Source organism: Pseudomonas sp. fls2-241-R2A-110, assembly GCF_030209165.1.
Taxonomy (GTDB): Bacteria; Pseudomonadota; Gammaproteobacteria; order Pseudomonadales; family Pseudomonadaceae; genus Aquipseudomonas.
Genome location: NZ_JARVSN010000014.1, coordinates 85,487 through 108,177, shown reverse-complemented (window position 1 = coordinate 108,177; position 22,691 = coordinate 85,487). Strand labels below are relative to the sequence as shown.

Annotated in this window: 19 protein-coding genes; 11 read left to right on the top strand and 8 right to left on the bottom strand. The window is 59.2% G+C overall.

The window, feature by feature from the left end:
• Positions 1-22: 22 nt before the first annotated feature.
• From QRN31_RS12415 to QRN31_RS12390, 6 genes are all read right to left on the bottom strand, one after another.
• On the bottom strand, positions 23-1,240 hold the full coding sequence (locus QRN31_RS12415) for a hypothetical protein (protein WP_285432290.1): 1,218 nt from the start codon (positions 1,238-1,240) through the stop codon (positions 23-25).
• A 50-nt stretch (positions 1,241-1,290) separates the two neighbouring features.
• A complete protein-coding gene (locus tag QRN31_RS12410) occupies positions 1,291-1,791 on the bottom strand; it encodes a CS1 type fimbrial major subunit (protein ID WP_285432287.1) in 501 nt (166 codons plus the stop codon).
• 15 nt (positions 1,792-1,806) lie between these two features.
• A complete protein-coding gene (locus QRN31_RS12405; protein ID WP_285432285.1) occupies positions 1,807-2,547 on the bottom strand; it encodes a molecular chaperone in 741 nt (246 codons plus the stop codon).
• A 43-nt stretch (positions 2,548-2,590) separates the two neighbouring features.
• The gene (locus QRN31_RS12400; protein ID WP_350310383.1) at positions 2,591-3,862 is read right to left on the bottom strand and encodes a hypothetical protein; all 1,272 of its coding nucleotides are present in this window, start codon (positions 3,860-3,862) and stop codon (positions 2,591-2,593) included.
• A 31-nt stretch (positions 3,863-3,893) separates the two neighbouring features.
• Positions 3,894-6,416 (bottom strand): TcfC E-set like domain-containing protein, encoded by a 2,523-nt coding sequence (locus QRN31_RS12395; RefSeq protein WP_285432283.1) that lies wholly within the window; start codon positions 6,414-6,416, stop codon positions 3,894-3,896.
• 109 nt (positions 6,417-6,525) lie between these two features.
• A complete protein-coding gene (locus tag QRN31_RS12390; RefSeq protein ID WP_285432281.1) occupies positions 6,526-7,011 on the bottom strand; it encodes a CS1 type fimbrial major subunit in 486 nt (161 codons plus the stop codon).
• Between the two features lie 499 nt (positions 7,012-7,510).
• Between QRN31_RS12390 and QRN31_RS12385 the strand changes: the two genes are divergently transcribed.
• Positions 7,511-8,089: a PadR family transcriptional regulator gene (locus QRN31_RS12385; protein WP_259156627.1), complete on the top strand. Its 579-nt coding sequence runs from the start codon at positions 7,511-7,513 to the stop codon at positions 8,087-8,089.
• Positions 8,086-8,871, top strand: coding sequence for a siderophore-interacting protein (locus tag QRN31_RS12380; RefSeq protein WP_285432279.1), 786 nt, complete (start codon positions 8,086-8,088; stop codon positions 8,869-8,871). Before QRN31_RS12385 ends, QRN31_RS12380 begins: the two co-directional genes overlap by 4 nt.
• A gap of 124 nt (positions 8,872-8,995) precedes the next feature.
• On the opposite strand, the gene QRN31_RS12375 is transcribed toward QRN31_RS12380, so the two are convergent.
• Together QRN31_RS12375 and QRN31_RS12370 are read right to left on the bottom strand one after the other, a co-directional pair.
• Complete coding sequence (locus tag QRN31_RS12375; RefSeq protein ID WP_285432277.1) at positions 8,996-9,667, bottom strand: Pr6Pr family membrane protein; 672 nt, start codon at positions 9,665-9,667, stop codon at positions 8,996-8,998.
• Between the two features lie 2 nt (positions 9,668-9,669).
• Positions 9,670-9,900, bottom strand: coding sequence for a VF530 family protein (locus tag QRN31_RS12370; RefSeq protein ID WP_259156632.1), 231 nt, complete (start codon positions 9,898-9,900; stop codon positions 9,670-9,672).
• 285 nt (positions 9,901-10,185) lie between these two features.
• On the opposite strand from QRN31_RS12370, the gene QRN31_RS12365 reads away from it, so the two are divergent.
• The 9 genes from QRN31_RS12365 (at position 10,186) to cmoB (ending at position 22,513) form a co-directional block, all read left to right on the top strand.
• Positions 10,186-11,568 carry a carbohydrate porin gene (locus tag QRN31_RS12365; RefSeq protein WP_285432275.1) on the top strand — a complete coding sequence of 461 codons (1,383 nt, stop codon included), beginning with the start codon at positions 10,186-10,188 and terminating at the stop codon, positions 11,566-11,568.
• Between the two features lie 209 nt (positions 11,569-11,777).
• Positions 11,778-14,186, top strand: a complete 2,409-nt coding sequence (locus tag QRN31_RS12360) for a glucose/quinate/shikimate family membrane-bound PQQ-dependent dehydrogenase (RefSeq protein ID WP_285432273.1) — start codon at positions 11,778-11,780, stop codon at positions 14,184-14,186.
• Between the two features lie 551 nt (positions 14,187-14,737).
• A complete protein-coding gene (locus tag QRN31_RS12355) occupies positions 14,738-15,115 on the top strand; it encodes a DUF6124 family protein (protein ID WP_285432272.1) in 378 nt (125 codons plus the stop codon).
• A 452-nt stretch (positions 15,116-15,567) separates the two neighbouring features.
• The gene (locus QRN31_RS12350; protein WP_285432271.1) at positions 15,568-15,945 is read left to right on the top strand and encodes a DUF6124 family protein; all 378 of its coding nucleotides are present in this window, start codon (positions 15,568-15,570) and stop codon (positions 15,943-15,945) included.
• A gap of 1,033 nt (positions 15,946-16,978) precedes the next feature.
• On the top strand, positions 16,979-19,396 hold the full coding sequence (gene lon, locus QRN31_RS12345; protein ID WP_285432270.1) for an endopeptidase La: 2,418 nt from the start codon (positions 16,979-16,981) through the stop codon (positions 19,394-19,396).
• 201 nt (positions 19,397-19,597) lie between these two features.
• Positions 19,598-19,990, top strand: a complete 393-nt coding sequence (locus QRN31_RS12340) for a protease inhibitor I42 family protein (protein WP_285432268.1) — start codon at positions 19,598-19,600, stop codon at positions 19,988-19,990.
• Positions 19,991-19,992: 2 nt separating this feature from the next.
• The gene (locus tag QRN31_RS12335) at positions 19,993-20,628 is read left to right on the top strand and encodes a lysoplasmalogenase (protein ID WP_285432267.1); all 636 of its coding nucleotides are present in this window, start codon (positions 19,993-19,995) and stop codon (positions 20,626-20,628) included.
• A gap of 152 nt (positions 20,629-20,780) precedes the next feature.
• Positions 20,781-21,560: a carboxy-S-adenosyl-L-methionine synthase CmoA gene (cmoA, locus tag QRN31_RS12330; RefSeq protein ID WP_197678923.1), complete on the top strand. Its 780-nt coding sequence runs from the start codon at positions 20,781-20,783 to the stop codon at positions 21,558-21,560.
• Complete coding sequence (gene cmoB / locus QRN31_RS12325; RefSeq protein WP_285432265.1) at positions 21,557-22,513, top strand: tRNA 5-methoxyuridine(34)/uridine 5-oxyacetic acid(34) synthase CmoB; 957 nt, start codon at positions 21,557-21,559, stop codon at positions 22,511-22,513. The genes cmoA and cmoB overlap by 4 nt, the downstream gene beginning before the upstream one ends.
• The last annotated feature ends 178 nt before the right edge of the window (positions 22,514-22,691 follow it).

Sequence of the window (22,691 nt, the reverse complement as noted above, 5' to 3'; positions counted from 1 at the left end):
ACGCCTTCAGGGCATGCTGCGCTTATCCGATATCCGAATCCCAAACCACGGTGAAGTTTCCGGAATATTTGGAGGCCTCGCCCGGCTTCAACATGTAGTTCACGTAATAAGGTGCAATCTCGAAATGCAGAATGCCCGGCGCACGATCCAGGTAAAAACCGGGTTTGAATTCTTGTGCATTCACCTGCCCGATATGCAACGGACGACGCTTGACCGGTTGCCCGCTGGTATCCGTCAAGCCGTTCGGCAAGCTGACACTGAGTTGCACCACCGCGGCGCGTTGCGAAACGGGGTCGCGAATCATGCAATCGAACAATCCCGGAATGTCACACTCCAGATGCATCTTGAAACGGCTCGACGAAGAGATATTGAACGTCTGATCACGAAACAGTCGTGTCGGTTTACGCCCCTGAGCCAGCCAGGACTGCCAGCCACCTTCCGGGACCAGCTCCACACGATCACCGCCAGGAGGTATATCCACTTTCAAAGTGTGTTCAACCGTCAGGCTGAAGTTGAGGTTGATCAAATCGTCATCGGGCAACATGACATCACCCATATCAAAATCCTGCTGCGGCCCTACGGTGTAGTTCATGACGCCCCGGTAAGTGCCTGTCGACATCTTCAGCGGATCAGGTGTGACCAGCTCATATGAAAAACTGACATCCTGATAGGCAAATCCAAGCGTCTCGGGAATCGGTTGGTAAGCCCGTTTCGCACAGCTCCCCGCGTTGGCCGGCACTCGCCAGAAAAACGCGTAGTAATACGCGCTCCCGTAACCTACGCCGCCATAATTGCACGGCGCAGGCGCATTGACCCAAGAGGCGTCCCAAACGCCGACAGGAAGCGGTTCCTTGATGGTGTAAGCCGCCCCTATGCCATTGACGCGCATCTTTACCGTCTCGGCCTTTCCGCTGCCATCATGGATGACCGTGACTTCCTTCCAGTACGACGGTGTCCGGAACATCGGGCCTTGACGCTCGGCATGCTCAGGCAGGATAGGCGCGATGGACCTGAAGCGAACCGGTAAAGCGATGCTGAAAACGCCATTTTCGCAATACGCCGGATGATCCTTGCAATACCCCCCTTGCGGGGTCGTATTCTTGAATTCGTTGTGCATGGGCTTTGCCGGGTCAGGCCGAAACACGGCCGTCAAATCCACAGACACCGCGCCTGCCGACGCAGTAAATCCCCCCGTCAATACCAGCGCACTCAACTGGCTCGTTATTCTGATTTTGTCCATGGTTCATACAGTCCTTTTGGGTGCTTCTGTGCAAATCCGATGGGTGCGCATCACGCTCCAGGCAACACCGCATTGAAAATCAGATTGACGCTGCCAAAGTAATTTCCAGGCTTGTAAACGCCGTCGACCGGTGGAAATGGCACGACCTCCAGCAGCAACCGTTTACCCAACGCCGCTTCGCTCATCGGCAGCACTTCGCGGTTATCCAGCTCACTCAACAGAACGCCGTTGAACAGTACTCGCAAGCCAATGTCATGGGCATCAGTGCCGTTCGACAGATAAGGCCGACCCTCAAGCTTTGCTTCAATCGAGCCGGCCTCATTTTTCACATCGAAGTACTTGCGCAGACTGCCCAGTGTCGACGTCGAGAGGTTCCACGGCAGGCGTTGTTCACGATGAATCCAGCCAGGGTCAGAGGGGATCACGTAGAACGCCAGGGTCGGAATCGTCACGAACACGTCGAACGTGTGCGCTTCTCTGGCCGAGTAGGCCCACGAGCTTGCCAACAAGGCGGCAGCCAGCACGGGCATGACAGTCAGTTTCTTGAACATGGTCACCACCCGGGGTCAGCCCTTCACGTCTATTTTTTTGCTGCTCTCACCTTCGACCAAGGTGAAGCGGTACTCGCGGCCGGCCTGCTTCTCGAACTGAAACGTGCGACCAGCCAGAATGTGATGCTTGGTCGTTGGCTGGCAGTCCTGCTCGTTCTTGATCGAGCAATCCTTGAACTCGTCGATCACCACCACCGTGTTGCCGTTGTTGCGGATCCGGTAGTTGCCCGACTCGTTCTCGATCGCGCTGTCGAAACGCGCGTCCTTGGGCCGCACGAAAAACACCGCACCGTAACCTGCCAGCACGGTGACCCCGGCGGACAATGATTTTTTGTAGTCTTCGCGCTCTTCGCTGGAAACGGCGAACTCGTCTTCCTTCTCTGGAACCACCGGTATGAAACGCACCCGGAAGTAGCGCTCCCGGTCGCGTTCCCCCATGTACAGCAACCGTGTGCCCTGCATGCCTTTGGCCGGCACGATCAGCCGCGCCGGACTGGCCATCAAGCCATCCCGGGCATTGCCGTCGGCCTGGGTCTTGAGCGGCACTTCGCGCGAGGTGCCATCGGCTTCATAGAGGATTTCAAGGATGTTGACCTTGACGAAGGCCGTGCTGTCGCCGCCATTGAATACGCGCTTCAAGTAGGTACTTTTGTCGCCGTCCAGGTAGTCGTAAACGGTCCCGATATTGATGCTCGGCGCGGCGTGCGCCAGTTGCGCGAAAAGATAAAAACCAAACAGTGCCAACAGGTGTTTCATCGTACTGAACCTCATTGAATTGAATGCTGCAAAGGGCGGCTCGCTAGATGTCTGAATCCCAGATCACCGTCACATTCCCGGAGTACTGGCGTTGTTGCTCGGGCCTTATCATTTGCGCGACTTCGTCGGGAGGAATCTCGAAGTGCAGCGTTCCCGGTCTTCGCTCCACATAAAAAGCCGGTTGAAATAATCCGGTGCCGCTGCCGTCACGCAACAGGGGGCGCCGTTCGACAGCGAGGCCGTTGGCGTCATTCAAACCCCGAGGCAGGCTGACGCTGACGTTCAGGGGCACGATGTGACCGGACACCGGTTCGCGTAACGAGCAGGTCTTGCCGTCCTGGGTGTATTCACACTCCATATTCATCTTGAAGCGCGAACTGGCCGTGATATTGAAAGTCTGGTCGCGGGACAGGCGTGTGGGTCTGCGCCCCTGCTGCAACCAGGCTTGCCAGCCGCCTTGTGGCAACAGCTCGACCCGATTGCCACCGGGGGGTATCTCGACTTTGAGGGTGTGTTCGACGGTCAGGGTGAAGTCGAGTTGAATCGTGTTGTCCGAGGCCACGACGACATCGCCAAGATCGAAGTCGCCACCGGGGCCGATGGTGTAGACCTGCGTGCCCTGGTAGACGCCCGAGGACATCTTCAGCGGATCCGGCGTGCGCAGTTCGTAGGTGAAATCCAAAGACTCATAACCAAACCCGGGAATGAGGAATTTGGCCTGTTTGCCACACACAGCCTCTGTAGGAGTCAGCCAGAAAAATCCGAAGCCCGTGTTACCGGAATGGCTGATCGGGCCGATTGCTACGCAGGGAGTGGGCGCGTTTTGCCAATGATCGGTTGCCCACAACACCCGATGGGAAAAGTACATATTCGGCTCCCCCGTGATCTCCCTCACATCGTCGCTAAGCCGATAAATAGCGCCCATCCCGGCAATACGAACTTCCACTGTGGTGGCTTCGCCCGTTTCGCGGTTGGTGACCATCAATGAACGCCACGCGGCAGGTGTCTTGATCATTGCTCCCTGTCGTACATCTGTGTGGTTGGGCTGGATGGGGCCGATAGATTCAACACCTCTGATATGTGAGCGCAGACTGAAAATATTGTGAGCCTTACAGGTGGCTGATTGACTGAGGCAAAATCCTTCATTGCGCGTGGTGTTCCTGAATTCGTTTTTCTGCGGATTGCTCGGATCCGGGCTGAAAGTGGCAGTGATCTGTTTAACCACCGCTCCCACTTGCGACGGCGTGACAACCAGGCAGGCCGCAATGAAAAACGTTCTTGCCGTGCGCCATGGCACAGTCAATAAACTCATCATTTTGTGAACTCCAGACATTGAGCGGCCTTCATCAACCGGCGCTCTGCGCGGCATCACCCACATCCGCCAACGTGTCTGGCGTGCAGCGCAAATCCCCAATCATCAACACATTGTTTTCAGTTCGCCCCTGGCTAGGGTCCAGCCGGAACTGACACAGCAACTGATTGCCGTGGCGCACTTCCAGCGTCGGTGAGCCGGCGTTCATTTCCATGGAGAAGAACCCGTCCACCTCACTCACACCGCGACTGGCGTGGTTGATGATGTGGTGGCCCTTGAGCGGATTGCCCTGAGGGTCGATCAAGCGACCGAGCACGGTGAGGGTTTGCATCACGCGAATTTGCCGATAACCCACGCCGCCCTTGTTCAGGTGATAGCTGGAACGGGCCGGTTGAATGGTCGCGGCGGGGACGTCCGTGCCCTCGAAGTCGAAACTGACCGAGCTGCTTTTGTAAGCCGTGATCGGCACAAAATTGCGCCCGGGTTTGAGCACCGCACTGCCACCGCTCAAATCGTCGGCGCGCAGGATAATGCCGTCGATGTCCGATTCGACATCGATGATCATGCCGGCACCATTGCGGTGGTATTGGCTGGTCACGACCATTTTTTTACCGCCGACGGCCACGGTGCTGTCCAGGTTCAAACCGCCGGTGAGGTCGTTGTTGAACGAGGAGCGCTGGATAAACCCGTCACCGTTCGCCAGGTCCGATTGCATCGACCCCATCGCGTTCAAACCGATACCGTAGGTGTCGCTGATGACCGTGGCCGAGACGTTTTGCAGCAGATGATCCTGCAAGTCTTTGCGGTAGGTGAGCGAGGCATTGTTATCGCGGCCACCGTCACGGGCGGTGCGCGTGCCGATGCTGCCGGAGATCTGCTCACCGGGGCCGCCCAACGCAATGTTCACACTTAAGTCGATGCCCCGATTACGGTCGTCTCCCGAGCTCACGCTGCCTGGACGATCGAACAGCGACAGGCGCCAATTGGCATCGCTGCCGAACAATCGAGAACGTTGGGTCCATCCCAGATCCACACCCGTGCCATTGGTGTTGCCTTCGCTGTGGGACACCCGGACGTTAGCCGAACTTTTGCTGGTAAGCCGGTGGTTTACCGATAACGACGAGTTACTGGTTTGCCCGATGAAGACGTTGCGCTGCTGCACCCGCGTGCCGTCCGGCAAGGTGTCGTACAGCCGAGTCGTGTCGAGCCAGCTGCGGTTATGGCTGGCGACGAGGCTGCCGCTGCCATAGGAATAGAGTCCCTGCACATCGAGGCCGGTGCCGTAGTCTTCGGTTTTGTAGACGTTGGCGAAAAGGCTGGCGTTGTTGACGATTGCCCAGTCAATCGACGTGCCGTATTGCAGCGAGTCGCGCACCTGCCGCCCCGTCAGACCAAGGATCACACGCGGGTGCCACAGGAAGTTGAGCGCGGCACCGGCGGTCATGTCGCCATCGGCCTGCTGTTCCCAGTTGCTGAGCAATTTGGATTCGCGACCGGCGAACAGGTTGTAGCGCCAGCGCTCGTCATGATTGCGCCAATTGTTCGGTTTGTAGACCAGCTCCAGGGTGCTGGAAGTGATCTGGCCGTCTTCGATCAGGCGCACTTCCACTTCATAAATACCGCCGGGCAGCGGGCGCGTATCGAGGGTCTGCAACCCTGCCGGGACGGCCTGAGTGTTGATCAGCAACCCGTCGCGGTAAATCTCCACAGAACCCTGTCGATTGGCCGTGACATAGATCGGATAAACCGCCGGTTTCGGATTGTTGATCGCCAGGCTGTCGGAGCTGCCATACATGACACCCAACGCGGTATCGGGGCTCGCGCCAAACGAACGCGGCTGACGGGTCAGGCCTTCGGAGTTGGGCGTGAAGTAGCCCAGGCGCACAAAGTTGCCCTGCAATTCACGCTGGGTAAACAGCTCATGCACGGCGTGATTGGTCTGGTTGTCGACACCGCCCAGGCGCGACAGCTGCATATTGACCGCTTGGGTCCAGTTGCCCAGGCTGCTGCTGGCTTCCAGACCGTAACGACCACCGAGGTCCTGGTTCTGGCCACCATTGAGGTTCAATTGGTTGCGCACGATCAAGCCAGTGCTGCCGCCTTCGGGCAGGTTGTAATACTGCTGCACCTGATCGTCCCGTTCGGCGTTTTCCGTGAGAATCGACACCAGCGAGTTTTCGAGGCTGTAGTGCACGGCCAACAGTTGTTCGGGGCAATTGGCCTGGCAGGCGCCCAGCGCCACGCCTTGTTTCAGATAGTTGGCCCAGATCTCGCGTTCGCTGGGTTTGATGGTGCTGTCGCTGACATCATTGAAGTCAACTAAGGTGATTCGATCATCGCGGGTCAACACGACCATCGCCTCACCAAGAAACTGTTGATCAAGTTCCACGCGCACCGCCAGCGGCACATCAAAGAAGTGTTCTTCGAAGTCGCTCGGTAACCCCTTGGCTTGCGCAAGCAAACTTCGAGGTGTGTGGCCGTTGTCCGCTGGCGCGGCCAGGGCGGTTGCACAAAAACATAGGGCAAGCGCCGTCGCGATGGGAGTCATCGGGAACATGAACGAAATACTCTGAAGATAAATGCGTTGAAACCCGATCGACAGGCAGTGGATACCCATCGACCGGTAAGTGCTAACGAATAAGGCTGAGCCTTAAGTCATGGCTGACTTAGATGCGCGGAACGGCATCGAAGATCACGACTGGATTGGCCGTGTAAAGACCTGTCTGACTGTTCCCCGGCAGGGCGGCGGTAATCAACAGATCAGCCCGCATGCCCCCGTTGGATTCGGTATCGCCGACCACTTCTTTAGGCATACCGGTCAAGGTTACGCCGTTGAAGGCATAGGTCAGCGCGATGGTGCTGTTGCCGTTGTACAGGGGTTGCGGACCACCTTCCACATACGCATGGACCGAACCGTTAGTGTGGCGGATATCGTAAGCCGCACGCAGCGGGGCCAAGCTCTCGGTTATCACGTTCCAGGCCATTTTTTCATCTTTACCGAAGTCAGGATTTACCGGTTGGGCATAGAAAGCATCGGTAGGGATATAAGCGCTGATGTTGATGGACGAGCGCGCTTCTCCCGCAGCGAACGCCATCGAAGAGCTCAGTGCCAGGAGGGTCATCGGAACGGCGATTGCAAGCTTCTTGAACATTATTAAGTACCTGTCTATTTCAAAGGATTGGGCCGAGAAAAGTCTTGAAACGCGAATACCACTCAATACGAAGATGGCGATTTCGCTTAACTTTCGACGCCGGAGAATGATCGTCAAATCCGTTGAGAAAGTAAGTACGTAACTTCCTAAGAACATGTAGTAACAACGACTTTCAAGTAGCAGGAAAAAAGTCAAAAAAACACTAACGGTACTGCTTTACCCTCAGATAAATACTACACACAGTTCTAACTAAAAAAGCACACAGATATAAACTAACCCCGCCCCTGTAAGACCGGTACTACTTAACTACTGCCAGGCAATTAATGATAAGCAGACCCACTTACAATTAGTTCAATTACTCTAAAAAATCAATCGACTCATCATCCATTGCCCATGGTCTTTGAGCGCCGCTCAAGGGCGACCGTTAGTCCAGAACGCTTGCGCAAGCCATAAGATATATCTTAAGTTGTATCTAAACACGACGAGAGAAGACGCAAAAATGAGAGACCATCATTCCCATCGAGACCACGGCGACGTCCGCGACGGCTTCGAAAAACGTCCTGGCCCCGGTCGCGAACGCGGCGGTCGTGGCCCACGCGTATTTGCCCCCGGCGACCTGAAACTGCTGCTGCTGGCGTTGATCGCCGAACAGCCTTGCCACGGTTATGACCTGATCCGCCAGATCGAAAGCATGTTCGACGGCGCCTACAGCCCCAGTCCCGGCGTGATCTACCCGACCCTGACCTTTCTTGAAGAAAGCGAAATGATCCTGGGCGATGCCGAGGGCGGCAAAAAGCGCTACAGCATCACCGACGCCGGTCGTCAGTCATTGACCGACCAGGCCATTGCGCTGGACGGCGTGCGGATGCGCATCGAGGTCAGCAAGCGCTCATTGCGTGGCCAGGATCGGCCCGCCGAAATCCACGAGGCTGTGCATAACTTGCGTCACGCCTTGCAAATGCACCACGGCCGCTGGAGCCCGGAAGAAATCCTGCGGGTGCGCGACCTGCTCAACAACACCGCCAAAGCCATCGTCGACGGCCCTGCCGTTCAGCCCGTTCAGGAGAAAGCCGAATGACTGAAGTGATCGTGCAATCCATTCACCGTGTCATGCATGAAATCAAACGCCGTCGTCTGCAAGTGTTGCGGGTGGTTGACCTGACGCCGCGGATGCGCCGGATTACGTTGGGCGGGCCGGAGTTGGCCGGCTTCGTCAGCCTCGGCACGGACGACCACGTCAAACTGATGTTTCCGCAAAACGCAGCGGAACAAGCGGCACTGGAAACCCTGGTGCTCGGTGCTGGCAAGGACAACGGCCCCCTGCCGGCAATGCGCGATTACACGCCACGTCGTTACGACCTCGACACGCTGGAACTGGACATCGACTTTGTGTTGCACGGCGACGGCCCTGCCTCGACCTGGGCCGAGCAGGCGCAACCCGGCCAGTTCCTGCACATCGGCGGGCCACGCGGCTCGATGATCGTGCCGGACATGTTCGACAGCTACCTGTTGATCGGCGATGAAACCGCCCTGCCCGCTATCGCCCGGCGTCTCGAAGGCCTGGCGGCCAATCGGCGTGCGTTGGTGGTCATTGAAGTGGAAAACGGCGCCGAACAGCAAAAACTCGACAGCCCGGCTCAGGTCAACGTGATCTGGGTCCTGCGCGAAGGCGGCCGGAACAACCTGTTGACCACCGTGAAGCAACTGCAAATCCCCGGCGGCAGCCTGTATGCGTGGGTGGCCACCGAGACCAAAGTGTCGCGGCAGATCCGTCGGGTGCTGCTCGATGAGCACGGCCTGAACGAGCAATTCGTCAAGGCGGTCGGCTACTGGCGTGCGGATGGCAGCGACGAGGAGTGATCGACTCCAGGGCGCCATCGCGAGCAAGCTCGCTCCCACAGAGGGCTCGGTTGTTCACAGATCATTTGCTCACAATCGATCCAATGTGGGAGCGAGCTTGCTCGCGATGGCGATGGCTCAATCACTAAAAATCCAGATCCCTTGCACGACGTCCAAGCCACCGATCCAGCCCGATCATCAGCAATGAGATCAGCACAAACCCCGCCAGCAACCCTGCGGCATTCAAAAACACCTGTGGATAACCCAGCTTGTCCACATCAATGAATGGATAGGGATAGACCGCCAACTCATGCCCACGCAGCAGTAAATAGGCGAAATACACCAATGGGTAAATCACCCACCGGCCGATATGCCGCACCCGCAACGTGCCCTTGGGCACACAGAACCCCCAATACGCCAGAAACAGCAACGGCATGACGTCATGCATCAGCTCATCGGCCAGCAATTGCCAGCCTTCGGGATGCCACAGATGGCGCAGCAGCAGGCTGTACGCCAGACCGACCACGGCGATGCTGACGGCCACCCCACTGCTCACCCACGGCTGCAAAAACCAGCGGCGCGCCGCCGATTCGCGGGACGTCCATTCGCAGGTCAGGACGGTCGCCACCAGCGTATTGGTCAGCACCGTGAAATAGCTGAAAAAACTCAACAGCCCGCCCAGCAGACTGGCCGCCAAGGTCCAACGCGAGTAGAAAATCAGGTAGAGCTGGATGCTCAAACCGGCCCACCCGAGCACCGCCGCCACCGCCACACAACGACGCCTTGCGACAGCACCAGGCGCCAACAGCTTGACCATGTTCAGACCGGACGCTTGGTGCGCATCAACTTCACGTACAAGCGTTCGACCTTCTCCCGGGCCCACGGGGTTTTACGCAGGAACGTCAGGCTCGACTTGATGCTCGGGTCGCTCTTGAAGCAGCGGATATCGATGCGCTCGGCCAGCCCCGACCATTCGTAGTGTTCAACCAGGGCGTTGAGGATTTGTTCCAGCGTCACGCCATGCAGCGGGTCGTTGTTCTGTTCGGTCATGCCGGGCCTTCGAGCGATGTCAGGTTGGGAAGCCGCGCACCTTAGCCGACGGTGTGGCCGGGTGGAAGCGCTCTGTGCGCTATCCCCTAAATGTAGGTGACCTTTACCGGATCGGCGCACGGCACTGTTACCAAATACGAAATAATTCATGTCACTAAAAGCACTTTCTCTATTTGTAACAGGACATTATCCTTGCGCCCGTCAAGCTGAAACGCTTCCGCTGCCCGCTTCACTCCTGCCGCTTTCAGTTCACTCCCTTAGAAAAAGACCCAGAATTTCTCCTTTATGCCTGATTTTCAAACTTCGCGAGACAGCGCTGTCCGCATCGCTGTTGCCAGCCGAAAAGCACTCAACCTGATCGGCGGTTTCACCGCGATGGGCCTCGCCACGTGCACCCAGGCCGCTCAAGCCTTTGATAGCGAATCACCCTGGATGCTCGGCGACTGGAATGGCACGCGCACCGAACTTTCGGAAAAAGGCTACGACTTCAAAGTCGATTACACCGGCGAGATGGGCAGCAATCTGCACGGCGGCTACGACCATGACCGCACCGCACGCTACAGCGATCAGTTCGGCCTCGGCACCCACCTGGACTTGCAGAAAATTTTGGGCTGGAACGCGGCTGAATTTCAGCTGACCGTCACCGAGCGCAACGGCAATAACATCAGCAACGACCGGATCAACGACCCACGGGTCGGTGGTTTCACCTCGGCCCAGGAAGTCTGGGGGCGTGGGCAAACCTGGCGCCTGACGCAGATGTGGTATCAGCAGAAATTCTTCGATCAGAAGCTCGACATCAAAGTCGGTCGTTTCGGCGAAGGCGAGGACTTCAACAGCTTCCCCTGCGACTTCCAGAACCTGGCGTTCTGCGGCTCCCAGGTCGGCAACTGGGTCGGTGGCATCTGGTACAACTGGCCAGTCAGCCAGTGGGCGATGCGCGTCAAATATCACCTGACGCCAGAGCTGTACGCGCAAATCGGCGCGTATGAGCAGAACCCGTCGAACCTCGATCGCGGCAACGGCTTCAAGCTCAGCGGCAGTGGCACCCAGGGCGCGATCCTGCCGGTGGAACTGGTGTGGTCGCCCAAGCTCAATGGCCTGCCGGGTGAATACCGCGCCGGTTATTACTACAGCAGCGCCAACGCCACCGATGTCTACAAGGACAGCAACGGCCAGCCCGCCGCCCTGAGTGGCGAGGCTTACCGTAGCGCGTCGAGCAAACACGGCGTGTGGCTCGGCATACAGCAGCAGATCACCAGCCGTGCCAGCGACAACTCGCGCGGCTTGAGCGTGTTCGCCAACGGCACGATGCACGACAAGAAGACCAACGCCGTCGACAACTATGTCCAGGCGGGCGTCGTCTACAAAGGCTTGTTCGATGCGCGCGCCAAAGACGACATCGGCTTCGCCCTGGCGCGGGTTCACGTCAACCCGGCCTTTCGCAAGAACGCCGAGGCAACCAATCAGGCCCACGCGGTCTTCGACTTTGACGACCCGTCGTTCCTGCCGCCGCAGGACACCGAATACAGCGCCGAACTCTATTACGGCGTGCACGTCACGAACTGGCTGACCGTGCGCCCGAACCTGCAATACATCCGCCACCCCGGTGGCGTGGACAAGGTCGATGACGCGCTGATTGGCGGGATAAAAATCCAGTCATCGTTCTGACCCACACCACAAAACCCTTGTGGGAGCGGGCTTGCTCGCGAAAGCGGTGGGTCAGTCAACATTGATGTTGAGGCTGATGGCCTCTTCGCGAGCAAGCCCGCTCCCACAAGGATCAAGTTTCACTTTTATAACTGAACCATGCCCACGCCAGATCGTCATCTACAGTGAACTTGCGCGGGACTACTTAAAACGTCACGGAGAACCACACTATGAGCACTGATGGTGCTTTGAGTCGAAGCCGTTTGCTGCCGAGCCTGCTCGGCATCCTGCTTCTGCTAATGGGCCTGGCCATGCTGGCAGGCGGGATCAAGCTGAGCATGCTCGGCGGCTCGCTGTATTACTTGCTGGCCGGTATCGGTCTGACGCTGACCGGCGTGCTGCTGATCATGGCTCGCCGCGCTGCGCTGGGCCTCTACGCACTGGTGTTGTTCGCCAGTACGGTTTGGGCCTTGTGGGAAGTCGGCCTCGACTGGTGGCAACTGGTGCCGCGTCTGGCGATGTTGTTTGCGCTGGGCATCGTCATGTTGCTGCCGTGGTTCCGCCGTCCACTGCTGATCACCGGCCCCGCGCCGATGGGCACTGGCGCGCTGAGCGTTGCCGTGGTGCTGGCAGGCGTTGCCGCACTGGCCAGCCAGTTCACCAACCCTGGTGAAATCAAAGGCCAACTGGACCGCGACAGCGTGCCGGGCATGACCAACACCGCCCCGGCCATGCCCGACGGTGACTGGAACTCCTACGGCCGCAGCGCCCATGGCGATCGTTACTCGCCACTGGCGCAGATCACCCCGCAAAACGTGAACAAACTGGTCCCGGCCTGGACCTTTCGCACTGGCGATCTGCCAGGGCCGAACGACCCGGGCGAAACCACGGCCGAAAACACCCCGCTGAAAGTCAACGGCATGCTGTATGTCTGCACGCCGCACAGCAAGGTGATCGCGCTGGACCCGGACACCGGCAAGGAAATCTGGCGTTTCGATCCGAAGCTCTCCACGCAGAACGCGGCGAACTTCAAGGGCTGGGCGCACATGACCTGCCGTGGCGTGTCGTATCACGATGACGGCGCTTACGCCTCCGAACAAAGCCCGACCGGCAGCGCCAGCGCGCCAGTCGCCAGCGCCTGCCCACGCCGGATCTTCCTGCCGACCGCCGACACCCGTCTGATCGCCCTGAACGCCGACACCGGCAAGATGTGCGAAGACTTTGGCAACAAAGGCCAGGTCGACCTGAGCGCCAACATCGGCGGCTTCAATGCCGGCGGTTACTACTCGACTTCGCCGCCAGCCGTCACCAAAGACCTGGTCGTGATCGGCGGCCACGTCACCGATAACGTCTCCACCGACGAGCCAAGCGGCGTGATCCGCGCGTTCGACGTACACACCGGCAAACTGGTGTGGAACTGGGACAGCGGCAAACCGGACGACACCACGCCGATTGCCGAAGGCAAAACCTACACCCGTAACTCGCCGAACATGTGGTCCATGTTCGCCGTCGACGAAAAACTCGGCATGCTCTACCTGCCGATGGGCAACCAGACCCCCGACCAGTTCGGTGGCGCTCGCACCCCGGAATCGGAACTGCACGCTGCCGGCCTGACCGCCCTCGACATTGCCACCGGTAAAGTGCGCTGGCACTTCCAGTTCACCCACCACGACCTGTGGGACATGGACGTCGGCGGCCAGCCAACCCTGATGGACCTGAAAACCGCGGACGGTGTAAAACCGGCCGTGCTCGCGTCCACCAAGCAAGGCAGCATCTACGTGCTGGATCGCACCACCGGCAAAGCGATCGTGCCGATCAACGAAGTGCCTGTTCCGCAGGGTGCTGTCGAAGGTGATCACACTTCGCCGACCCAACCGAAATCCGACCTCAACCTGATGCCGCCGCCCCTCAAAGAGCGCGACATGTGGGGCGTGACTCCGTTCGACCAACTGATCTGCCGGATCGACTTCAAATCCATGCGCTACGACGGCCCGTTCACGCCGCCATCGCTGCAAGGTTCGATCGTTTATCCAGGCAACTTCGGCGTGTTCGACTGGGGCGGCATCTCGGTTGATCCGGTGCGTCAGATCGCTTTCATGAACCCGGACTACATGGCGTTCAAATCGAAACTGATCCCGGCCGCCGAAATCGCCGCCCAGGGCCCGCGTAAAAGCGAAACCCAAGGCGTGCAGCCGAACAAGGGCGCGCCATACGGCGTCATCCTCGAACCCCTGCTCTCGCCTCTGGGCCTGCCATGCCAGGCACCGGCCTGGGGTTACGTGACAGCGGTCGACCTGACCACCACCAAAATCATCTGGAAACACAAAAACGGCACCGTGCGCGACAGCTCACCGGTTCCAATCCCGCTGAGCATGGGCGTACCTAGCCTGGGCGGCACCTTCACCACCGCAGGTGGCGTGGGCTTCCTGAGCGGCACCCTCGACCAGTACCTGCGTGCCTACGACATGAAAAACGGCAAGCAACTGTGGGAAGGCCGCCTGCCCGCTGGCGCGCAAACCACCCCAATGACCTACACCGGCAAAGACGGCAAGCAATACGTGCTCGTCGTCGCTGGCGGCCATGGTTCGCTGGGCACCAAGCAAGGTGACTATGTGATGGCGTACAAACTGTCCGAGTAAGGTTTAGCGGCGGTTAAAGCAAAGGCGACTCCTGTGAGGGGGTCGCCTTTTTTTGTGGCCGCTATTTTCGCCTCACCACTGATCACCAGTGGGAGCGAGCTTGTTCCGGGCGGCGTTCCGACGATAGCGGTGTGTCAGACGACTGAGATGTTGAATTTTAAACAGCCATCGCGAGCAGGCTCGCTCCCACATTTCGATTGAGATCAGTCTGAAAAATCTGTGGAGGTCCTACAGACGAAGCGATTGTTGAGGGGGATTCCGACAGGTTGTGTCGGTTGTTGTGTCGGAAGCCGGGGGGATAGGCTTTGGGTGTCGCTGCAAAATCAGCGGCCGGGCTTCGCGGTCTGAACTGGATTACTTGGTGCATAATCACCGCCCTCAACCGACTCTCCTTCATAGTTTGTCGATTGGTTTCATGGTGGCTGTGCGCGGGATACCTTCGGGTATGCCGGGTTTACCAAGTGCTCGGTCCGCGAACCTGCGTACAGCTGCCACCCTCCATCGCATCGCGGCGATTAGTGGCAGCTCCATTACTGACTTGGAGCTTCACCATGATCAAAGAAACACCCAATCCCCCGGAAGCCGACGACGTCTCCCCCTACGAATCCGCCGACTCCAAAAAATTCAACGAAGCCGCCGAACGTGCGCTGGACCACTACCTCAACCCTGCCGCCCTCAAATCACCGGCCAACCGCAAACCCAGCACCCTGTTCCTGGTTGCGCCGGACATCAAAGACGAAGACCTGCTGGCCCACACCTGCGAATCGTTGGCCCAGGCCAGCGTCATGGCCAGTGACTTCGCCGGCTATCTGGAAGGCCCGCACCGACACACGGCAATGGCGATTCAGCAGATTGTGATGCTGGCCGAGCTGGCGGTGAACCGGATGCTGGATAACGTCGAACTGCCGACACCTTCGCCACACCGCTAATCCCTGTGGGAGCGAGCTTGCTCGCGATGGCGGCGTGTCAGTCGATACCAGTGTTGAATGTTAAACAGCCATCGCGATCAGGCTCACTCCCGCATTTGGTCGAGGTTGGCCTGAAAAAATCTGCGAACGTCCTACAGAAATGAAAATTCCAGAGGACGATTCCGACATGTTCTGGCGGTTGTTGTGTCGGAAGGCTGGGAGATAGGCTTTGAGGGTCGCTGCAAAATCAGCGGCCGGGCGTCGCAGTCCGCTTAGTTCATTTGGTGCATAATCGCCGGCCCAAAACCACAGCGCTTCGGTGTTAGTCGGTTGCTTTATGGTGGCTGTGCGCGGGATACCTTCGGGTATGCCGGGTTTCCAAATGGCTCGGTCTGCGACCCCGCGTACAGCTGCCTCCTTCACATCGCGTCGCAGCGATCAGTGGCAGCCGAACCTTCATTTGGAGTATCACCATGATCAAAGAAACACCAAACCCGCCCGCCGCAGACGACGTCTCCCCCTACGAATCCGCCGACTCCAAAAAATTCAACGACGCCGCCGAACGTGCGCTGGACCACTACCTCAACCCTGCCGCCCTCAAATCACCGGCCAACCGCAAACCCAGCACCCTGTTCCTGGTTGCACCGGACATCAAAGACGAAGACCTGCTGGCCCACACCTGCGAATCGTTGGCCCAGGCCAGCGTCATGGCCAGTGACTTCGCCGGCTATCTGGAAGGCCCGCACCGACACACGGCAATGGCGATTCAGCAGATTGTGATGCTGGCCGAGCTGGCGGTGAACCGGATGCTGGATAACGTCGAACTGCCGACACATTCGCCACACCGCTAATCCCTGTGGGAGCAAGCTCGCAGCCACAATAAGTTTTGTACATCTGCAAGAGATTGGTCGGCTGGCAGGGCGCCATCGCTGGCAGGCCAGCTCCCACAGGTTCGGTGTACATCTGTATGAGATTGGTTGGCTGGTGGGCCGCCATAGCTGGCAAGCCAGCTCCCACAGGGTTCGGTGTACATCTGCAGGAGATTGGTCGGCTGGCAGGGCGCCATCGCTGGCAGGCCAGCTCCCACAGGGTTCGGTGTACATCTGCAGGAGATTGGTCGGCTGTCAGGCCGCCATCGCTGCGATGCGGCGACCCGACAGGCCAGCTCCCACAATAAAAACCGAGGTACACCGCCCGCTCCTCACCACTCAACAGGCCGAGCGTTAGCTCGCCTGCAGCTCTTGATCTTGATCCACCTGCCCCTTTGGAACGCGGAGCGTCCCGGGCTGCATTCCCACGCGGAGCGTAGGGAACGATCATGGGGCGGCAGGAAGAGACTGTTCGGCTGTCAGGCCGCCATCGCTGGCAGGCCAGCTCCCACAATGGACGGTGTTTACCGCCAGCTTTTCACCACTCAACAGGCCGAGCGTTAGCTCGCCTGCAGCTTTTGATCTACCCGCCCCTTCGGCAGGCTGAGTGGAGGCGTTCATCTGGGGGGTGGGCGCGTAGCGCCGTGCGGCGAAGCCGCACACATCGAGAGGAGGTCGTCGCGAAGCAGACCGGAGGCGATGCCCCCAGATGAATGCCGGAACGAAGGAACACCGAGCCCCAGCGAGGGGCCGGACGCCGGGGCGAGCCTTTTTTTTGCTTACTTTTTTTGAGGCGTTTGTCAAAAAAAGTGAGTCGCCGTCAGGGCGAAACCCTAAGCCGCCGTTACCGCAGCAACGGATATATACACCCCCCCATAAGAACATGGTCGGCCCAAAGGCCGCCAAGTCCCCAGCACCTGTCCAAACCCTGAACACACCCAGAAATATCCCAGCCCATTGAAACCACAGCCAACCCGCCCCATCTAAGACCCATACCCCATTGCGCAGGTGCCCCATGAGCGACCAGCAAGAATTCCCCGAAGACCCGAGCGAATACGCCGACCCAGAAAACGCCGAACACCCCGCCTCCAGCAAAGGCCTCGCCCTGCCCGGCCAAAACCTGCCGGACAAGGTCTACATCATCCCGATCCACAACCGCCCGTTCTTCCCGGCCCAAGTCCTGCCAGTCATCGTCAACGAAGAACCCTGGGCCGAAACCCTCGACCTCGTCAGCAAATCCGACCACCACTCCCTGGCCCTGTTCTACATGGACACCCCCCAGGAAGACCCACGCCATTTCGACACCTCGGCCCTGCCGCTCTACGGCACCCTGGTCAAAGTGCACCACGCCAGCCGCGAAAACGGCAAACTGCAATTCGTCGCCCAAGGCCTGACCCGCGTACGCATCCGCACCTGGCTCAAACACCATCGCCCGCCGTACCTCGTCGAAGTCGAATACCCGCACCAGCCCACCGAGCCGACCGATGAGGTCAAGGCCTACGGCATGGCGCTGATCAACGCCATCAAAGAACTGCTGCCGCTCAACCCGCTGTACAGCGAAGAACTGAAAAACTACCTCAACCGCTTCAGCCCCAACGACCCCTCGCCACTGACCGACTTCGCCGCAGCCCTGACCTCGGCCACCGGCAGCGAACTGCAAGAAGTGCTCGACTGCGTGCCAATGCTCAAGCGCATGGAAAAAGTCCTGCCGATGCTGCGCAAGGAAGTCGAAGTCGCACGCCTGCAGAAAGAGATTTCAGCCGAAGTTAACCGCAAGATCGGCGAACATCAGCGCGAGTTCTTCCTCAAGGAACAACTCAAGGTCATCCAGCAAGAGCTGGGCCTGACCAAGGACGACCGCAGCGCCGACATCGAACAGTTCGAGCAACGCCTGGAAGGCAAAGTGTTGCCGACCCAGGCGCAAAAACGCATCGAAGAGGAAATGAACAAGCTGTCGATCCTCGAGACCGGCTCCCCGGAATACGCAGTCACCCGCAACTACCTCGACTGGGCGACCTCGGTGCCGTGGGGCGTGTACGGCGAAGACAAACTCGACCTCAAGCACGCGCGCAAAGTGCTGGACAAGCACCACGCCGGCCTGGACGACATCAAGGACCGCATCCTCGAATTCCTCGCTGTCGGTGCTTACAAAGGCGAGATCAGCGGTTCCATCGTGCTGCTGGTCGGCCCACCGGGCGTAGGTAAAACCAGCGTCGGCAAATCCATCGCCGAATCCCTCGGGCGACCGTTCTATCGCTTCAGCCTCGGCGGCATGCGCGACGAAGCCGAAATCAAGGGCCACCGCCGCACGTACATCGGCGCGCAACCGGGCAAACTCGTCCACGCGTTGAAAGACGTCGAAGTGATGAACCCGGTGATCATGCTCGACGAAATCGACAAGATGGGTCAAAGCTACCAGGGCGACCCGGCCTCGGCGCTGCTGGAAACCCTCGACCCGGAACAGAACGTCGAATTCCTCGACCACTATCTTGACCTGCGCCTGGACTTGTCCAAAGTGCTGTTCATCTGCACGGCCAACACCCTGGACTCGATTCCCGGCCCGTTGCTGGACCGGATGGAAGTGATTCGCCTGTCGGGTTACATCACCGAAGAGAAAATCGCCATCGCCAAGCGCCACTTGTGGCCCAAGCAGCTGGAAAAGGCAGGCGTATCCAAAAGCAGCCTGAGCATCAGCGACAGCGCGTTGAAGGCCCTGATCGACGGTTACGCCCGTGAAGCCGGGGTGCGTCAGTTGGAAAAACAACTGGGCAAACTGGTGCGCAAGGCCGTGGTCAAGCTGATCGACGAACCCAAAGCTGTGATCAAGCTCGGCCCCAAAGACCTCGAAGCCTCACTTGGCCATCCAGTGTTCCGCAATGAGCAAGTGCTGTCCGGGGTCGGTGTCATCACCGGCCTGGCCTGGACCAGCATGGGCGGCGCGACCCTGCCGATCGAAGCCACGCGAATCCACACCTTGAACCGAGGCTTCAAACTCACCGGGCAACTGGGCGATGTGATGAAAGAGTCGGCGGAAATCGCCTACAGCTACGTCAGTTCGAACCTGAAGTCATTTGGCGGTGATCCGAAGTTCTTCGACGAAGCCTTCGTCCACCTGCACGTCCCGGAAGGCGCAACTCCGAAAGACGGCCCAAGCGCCGGCGTGACCATGGCCAGCGCCCTGCTCTCGCTCGCCCGCAACCAGCCGCCGAAAAAAGGCGTGGCCATGACCGGAGAACTGACGCTGACCGGGCACGTACTGCCAATTGGCGGGGTGCGAGAGAAGGTCATCGCAGCGCGGCGACAGAAGATTTTTGAATTGATCCTGCCCGAGCCGAACCGTGGAAGCTTTGAAGAACTGCCGGACTATCTGAAGGAAGGGATTACCGTGCACTTCGCCAAACGCTTTGCGGATGTGGCGAAGATTCTGTTCTGACCCCACAACCTGATCGTTCCCACGCTCTGCGTGGGAATGCATTCGGTGACGCTCTGCGTCACGCCTGTAAAGGGACGCGGAGCGTCCCGGGCGGCATTCCCACGCAGAGCGTGGGAACGATCCCTCCCGCAGCGCCGTCACACTTTGTCTCATCTTCAGTTATGCTCGCCGTTCGTCGTGAACGCCGGAGCCACTGCCCCCATGTCCCCCACTCGCCTGTTCGTCCCCCTCGCCCTTTCACTGTTGGCGGCTTGCGCCACGCAACCGAAACAGAACGTGACCGTGGAAAAACAAAGCGAATGCCCCGTGCAACTGCGCAGCGGGCAAAACCTGATCCTGACCCTGCCCAGTAACCCGACCACCGGATATCGCTGGGCGATTCAAGACTCCGCCGGCGGCGTGTTGCAAGCACTCGGCCCCGAGGTCTATAGCAACCCCGAAGACGCCGGAATTGTCGGCAGTGCCGGTATTTCCACTTGGCGCTTTCAGGCGTTCGCCGCCGGCAACGGTCGTCTGCGCCTGACTTCCCAACAGCCTTGGGCGCCGGAAGTGCTGCCGGTGGACACCTTCGACTGCGCGATCTCGGTTAACTGATCATGGGTTGGCTGATCCTGGCGCTGATGGGTGCGGTGACGTTCCTCTATGGGCTCAGCGTGCATGCCGCATTGTTATGCCTGCTGGTCAAGCCACTGCCGGTGCTGGCCTTGCTCGGTTGGTTGCACGACGCACCGCCCACTGAATACCGCCGCTGGATCAGTCTAGGTTTGATTTTCTCCCTGCTCGGCGATGTGTTGCTGGCGTGGCCGGGGGATTTGTTTGTGTTTGGCCTCGGTGCGTTTTTGGTCGCGCATCTGGCGTATCTGAAGGCCTATTTGAGCGACTGCCGGCGGTTGGCGTTGTTGCCGTTGGTGATGGCCCTCGTGGTGGGCTCGGTGCTGCTGGGGATCCTGATTTCCCACGGACTGGGCCCGTTACTGATTCCGGTGATCGTCTACGGTTTGGCCATCAGCGCGATGCTCTGGCGCGCGCTGGCTCGTTTGGGCAGCGATGTGCCCCAACGTTCGGCCCTGCTGGCGGCGGCCGGTGCGGTGGCGTTTGTGTTCTCCGACAGCGTGATTGGCATCAGCCGATTTGTCGTGCCGTTCGAAGCAGCGCCTTACGTGATCATCCTCAGCTATTGGTTGGGGCAATGGGGGATCACCGCGTCGGCGTTTGGCCCGAAACCGCACTGAGTTCATCGCGGGCAAGCCCGCTCCCACAGGGACAGCGCTGTCCCTGTGGGAGCGGGCTTGCCCGCGATAGCGGTCTCCCTGAAAACATAGTGTCCGGATCTGCCCGGCGCTTTATCAGACAACCCGCGCATCCCCCCGTCAATTTGGCTAAAATGCCAGCCTTTTCAACCGAAGCTGCTGGAACCGCCGTGAGCAAAGAACCCGATCGCCTTTTCGCCCAGCCTTTGGCCCAGGTGCCCGACTTCGCCTTTAACGAGGACGTGGTGCGGGTGTTCCCGGACATGATCAAGCGCTCGGTGCCAGGTTATCCGACCATCGTTGAAAACCTCGGCGTGCTCGCCGCGCAATTCGCCCAACCCAACAGCGTGCTCTACGACCTCGGTTCATCTTTGGGGGCCGTGACTCAAGCGTTGCGTCGCCACGTACGCACCGACGGTTGCCGCGTTATCGCTGTGGATAACTCCGCAGCGATGGTCGAGCGTTGCCGCGAATACCTCAACGGTCAGGACTCGATGTTCCAGGAGTTGCTGCCGGTGGAAGTGATCGAAGGCGACATCCTCGCCCTTGAGTTCCAGCCTGCTTCGGTCGTTGCGCTGAACTTCACCCTGCAATTCATCGCCCCCGACCAGCGCACCGCCTTGCTCTCGCGCATCCGTCAATCGCTGCTGCCCGGCGGCGCGCTGATTCTGTCGGAGAAACTGCGCTTCAACGATCCTGAAGAACATGCGCTGCTCACCGATCTGCACGTCGCGTTCAAGCGCGCCAACGGCTACAGCGAGCTGGAAATCGCCCAGAAACGCAGCGCCATCGAAAACGTCATGAAGCCCGACAGTCTCGAAGAACACCGCGAACGCCTGATGGCGGCCGGGTTCTCGAAAGTCGTGCCGTGGTTCCAGTGTCTTAACTTTGCCTCGTTGATTGCCTTGCCATGATTGATCTGTCCCCCCTCGCCCGCCGTCTGGCTGGCACCCCGCTGGCCGAATGGGCCAACACCCTGCAAGCGCAACTAGACAAGAAAATGGAGAAAGGTCACGGCGACCTGGAACGCTGGCAAAGTGCGCTGGACGCCTTGCCGAAGATCCAGCCGAGTGAAGTCGACCTGCTCAATGGCCTGACGCTGGACACCGAGTGCGACGACGAAACCCGTGCGCAAATGCGCACAGCGCTGATGGGGCTGTCGCCGTGGCGCAAAGGGCCGTTCGACTTGTTTGGCGTGCACGTCGACACCGAATGGCGCTCGGACTGGAAGTGGTCGCGGGTCGCGCCGCATCTGGACCTCAAGGGCAAACGCATCCTCGATGTCGGCTGTGGCAACGGCTACTACATGTGGCGCATGCTCGGCGCCGGGGCCGACAGCGTGATTGGCGTCGATCCGAACTGGCTGTTCTTCTGCCAGTTCCAGGCGGTGCAGCGCTACCTGTCCGAGCCCAACGCCTGGCACCTGCCATTCCCGTTCGAAGACCTGCCGCCGAACATGGAAGGCTTCGATACCGTGTTTTCCATGGGCGTGTTCTATCACCGGCGCTCGCCAATCGAGCACTTGCTGGCGCTGAAGGATTGCCTGGTCAAGGGCGGTGAGCTGGTCTTGGAAACGCTAGTGATCGAAGGTGATCAGCAACAGGTGCTGGTGCCGGAAGACCGTTATGCGCAGATGCGTAACGTGTGGTTTCTGCCGTCGGTGCCGGCGCTGGAGTTGTGGTTGCGCCGCGCCGGGTTTACCGATGTTCGCTGTGTCGACGTGAGCGTGACCACGGTCGAGGAACAACGCGGGACGGAGTGGATGAAGTTTCAGTCGCTGAGTGACTTCCTTGATCCCGAGGATCACAGCAAGACCATTGAAGGACTGCCGGCGCCGATGCGTGCCGTCATCGTCGCCCGCAAATAAACCTCCAATTTCTCAGACACCAGATCGATCGTTCCCACGCTCCGCGTGGGAATGCATCCGGTGACGCTCTGCGTCACGCTTGCAAAGGGACGCGGAGCGTCCCGGGCGGCATTCCCACGCAGAGCGTGGGAACGATCATGGACTGATACGCCGCCATCGCGAGCAAGCTCGCTCCCAC

Bases quoted from the DNA above. Each gene is read 5' to 3' on its own strand.
- QRN31_RS12415 (WP_285432290.1), bottom strand. From the start codon at position 1,240: ATGGACAAAATCAGAATAACGAGCCAGTTGAGTGCGCTGGTATTGACG.
- QRN31_RS12410 (WP_285432287.1), bottom strand. From the start codon at position 1,791: ATGTTCAAGAAACTGACTGTCATGCCCGTGCTGGCTGCCGCCTTGTTG.
- QRN31_RS12405 (WP_285432285.1), bottom strand. From the start codon at position 2,547: ATGAAACACCTGTTGGCACTGTTTGGTTTTTATCTTTTCGCGCAACTG.
- QRN31_RS12400 (WP_350310383.1), bottom strand. From the start codon at position 3,862: ATGATGAGTTTATTGACTGTGCCATGGCGCACGGCAAGAACGTTTTTC.
- QRN31_RS12395 (WP_285432283.1), bottom strand. From the start codon at position 6,416: ATGTTCCCGATGACTCCCATCGCGACGGCGCTTGCCCTATGTTTTTGT.
- QRN31_RS12390 (WP_285432281.1), bottom strand. From the start codon at position 7,011: ATGTTCAAGAAGCTTGCAATCGCCGTTCCGATGACCCTCCTGGCACTG.
- QRN31_RS12385 (WP_259156627.1), top strand. From the start codon at position 7,511: ATGAGAGACCATCATTCCCATCGAGACCACGGCGACGTCCGCGACGGC.
- QRN31_RS12380 (WP_285432279.1), top strand. From the start codon at position 8,086: ATGACTGAAGTGATCGTGCAATCCATTCACCGTGTCATGCATGAAATC.
- QRN31_RS12375 (WP_285432277.1), bottom strand. From the start codon at position 9,667: ATGGTCAAGCTGTTGGCGCCTGGTGCTGTCGCAAGGCGTCGTTGTGTG.
- QRN31_RS12370 (WP_259156632.1), bottom strand. From the start codon at position 9,900: ATGACCGAACAGAACAACGACCCGCTGCATGGCGTGACGCTGGAACAA.
- QRN31_RS12365 (WP_285432275.1), top strand. From the start codon at position 10,186: ATGCCTGATTTTCAAACTTCGCGAGACAGCGCTGTCCGCATCGCTGTT.
- QRN31_RS12360 (WP_285432273.1), top strand. From the start codon at position 11,778: ATGAGCACTGATGGTGCTTTGAGTCGAAGCCGTTTGCTGCCGAGCCTG.
- QRN31_RS12355 (WP_285432272.1), top strand. From the start codon at position 14,738: ATGATCAAAGAAACACCCAATCCCCCGGAAGCCGACGACGTCTCCCCC.
- QRN31_RS12350 (WP_285432271.1), top strand. From the start codon at position 15,568: ATGATCAAAGAAACACCAAACCCGCCCGCCGCAGACGACGTCTCCCCC.
- lon (WP_285432270.1), top strand. From the start codon at position 16,979: ATGAGCGACCAGCAAGAATTCCCCGAAGACCCGAGCGAATACGCCGAC.
- QRN31_RS12340 (WP_285432268.1), top strand. From the start codon at position 19,598: ATGTCCCCCACTCGCCTGTTCGTCCCCCTCGCCCTTTCACTGTTGGCG.
- QRN31_RS12335 (WP_285432267.1), top strand. From the start codon at position 19,993: ATGGGTTGGCTGATCCTGGCGCTGATGGGTGCGGTGACGTTCCTCTAT.
- cmoA (WP_197678923.1), top strand. From the start codon at position 20,781: ATGCCAGCCTTTTCAACCGAAGCTGCTGGAACCGCCGTGAGCAAAGAA.
- cmoB (WP_285432265.1), top strand. From the start codon at position 21,557: ATGATTGATCTGTCCCCCCTCGCCCGCCGTCTGGCTGGCACCCCGCTG.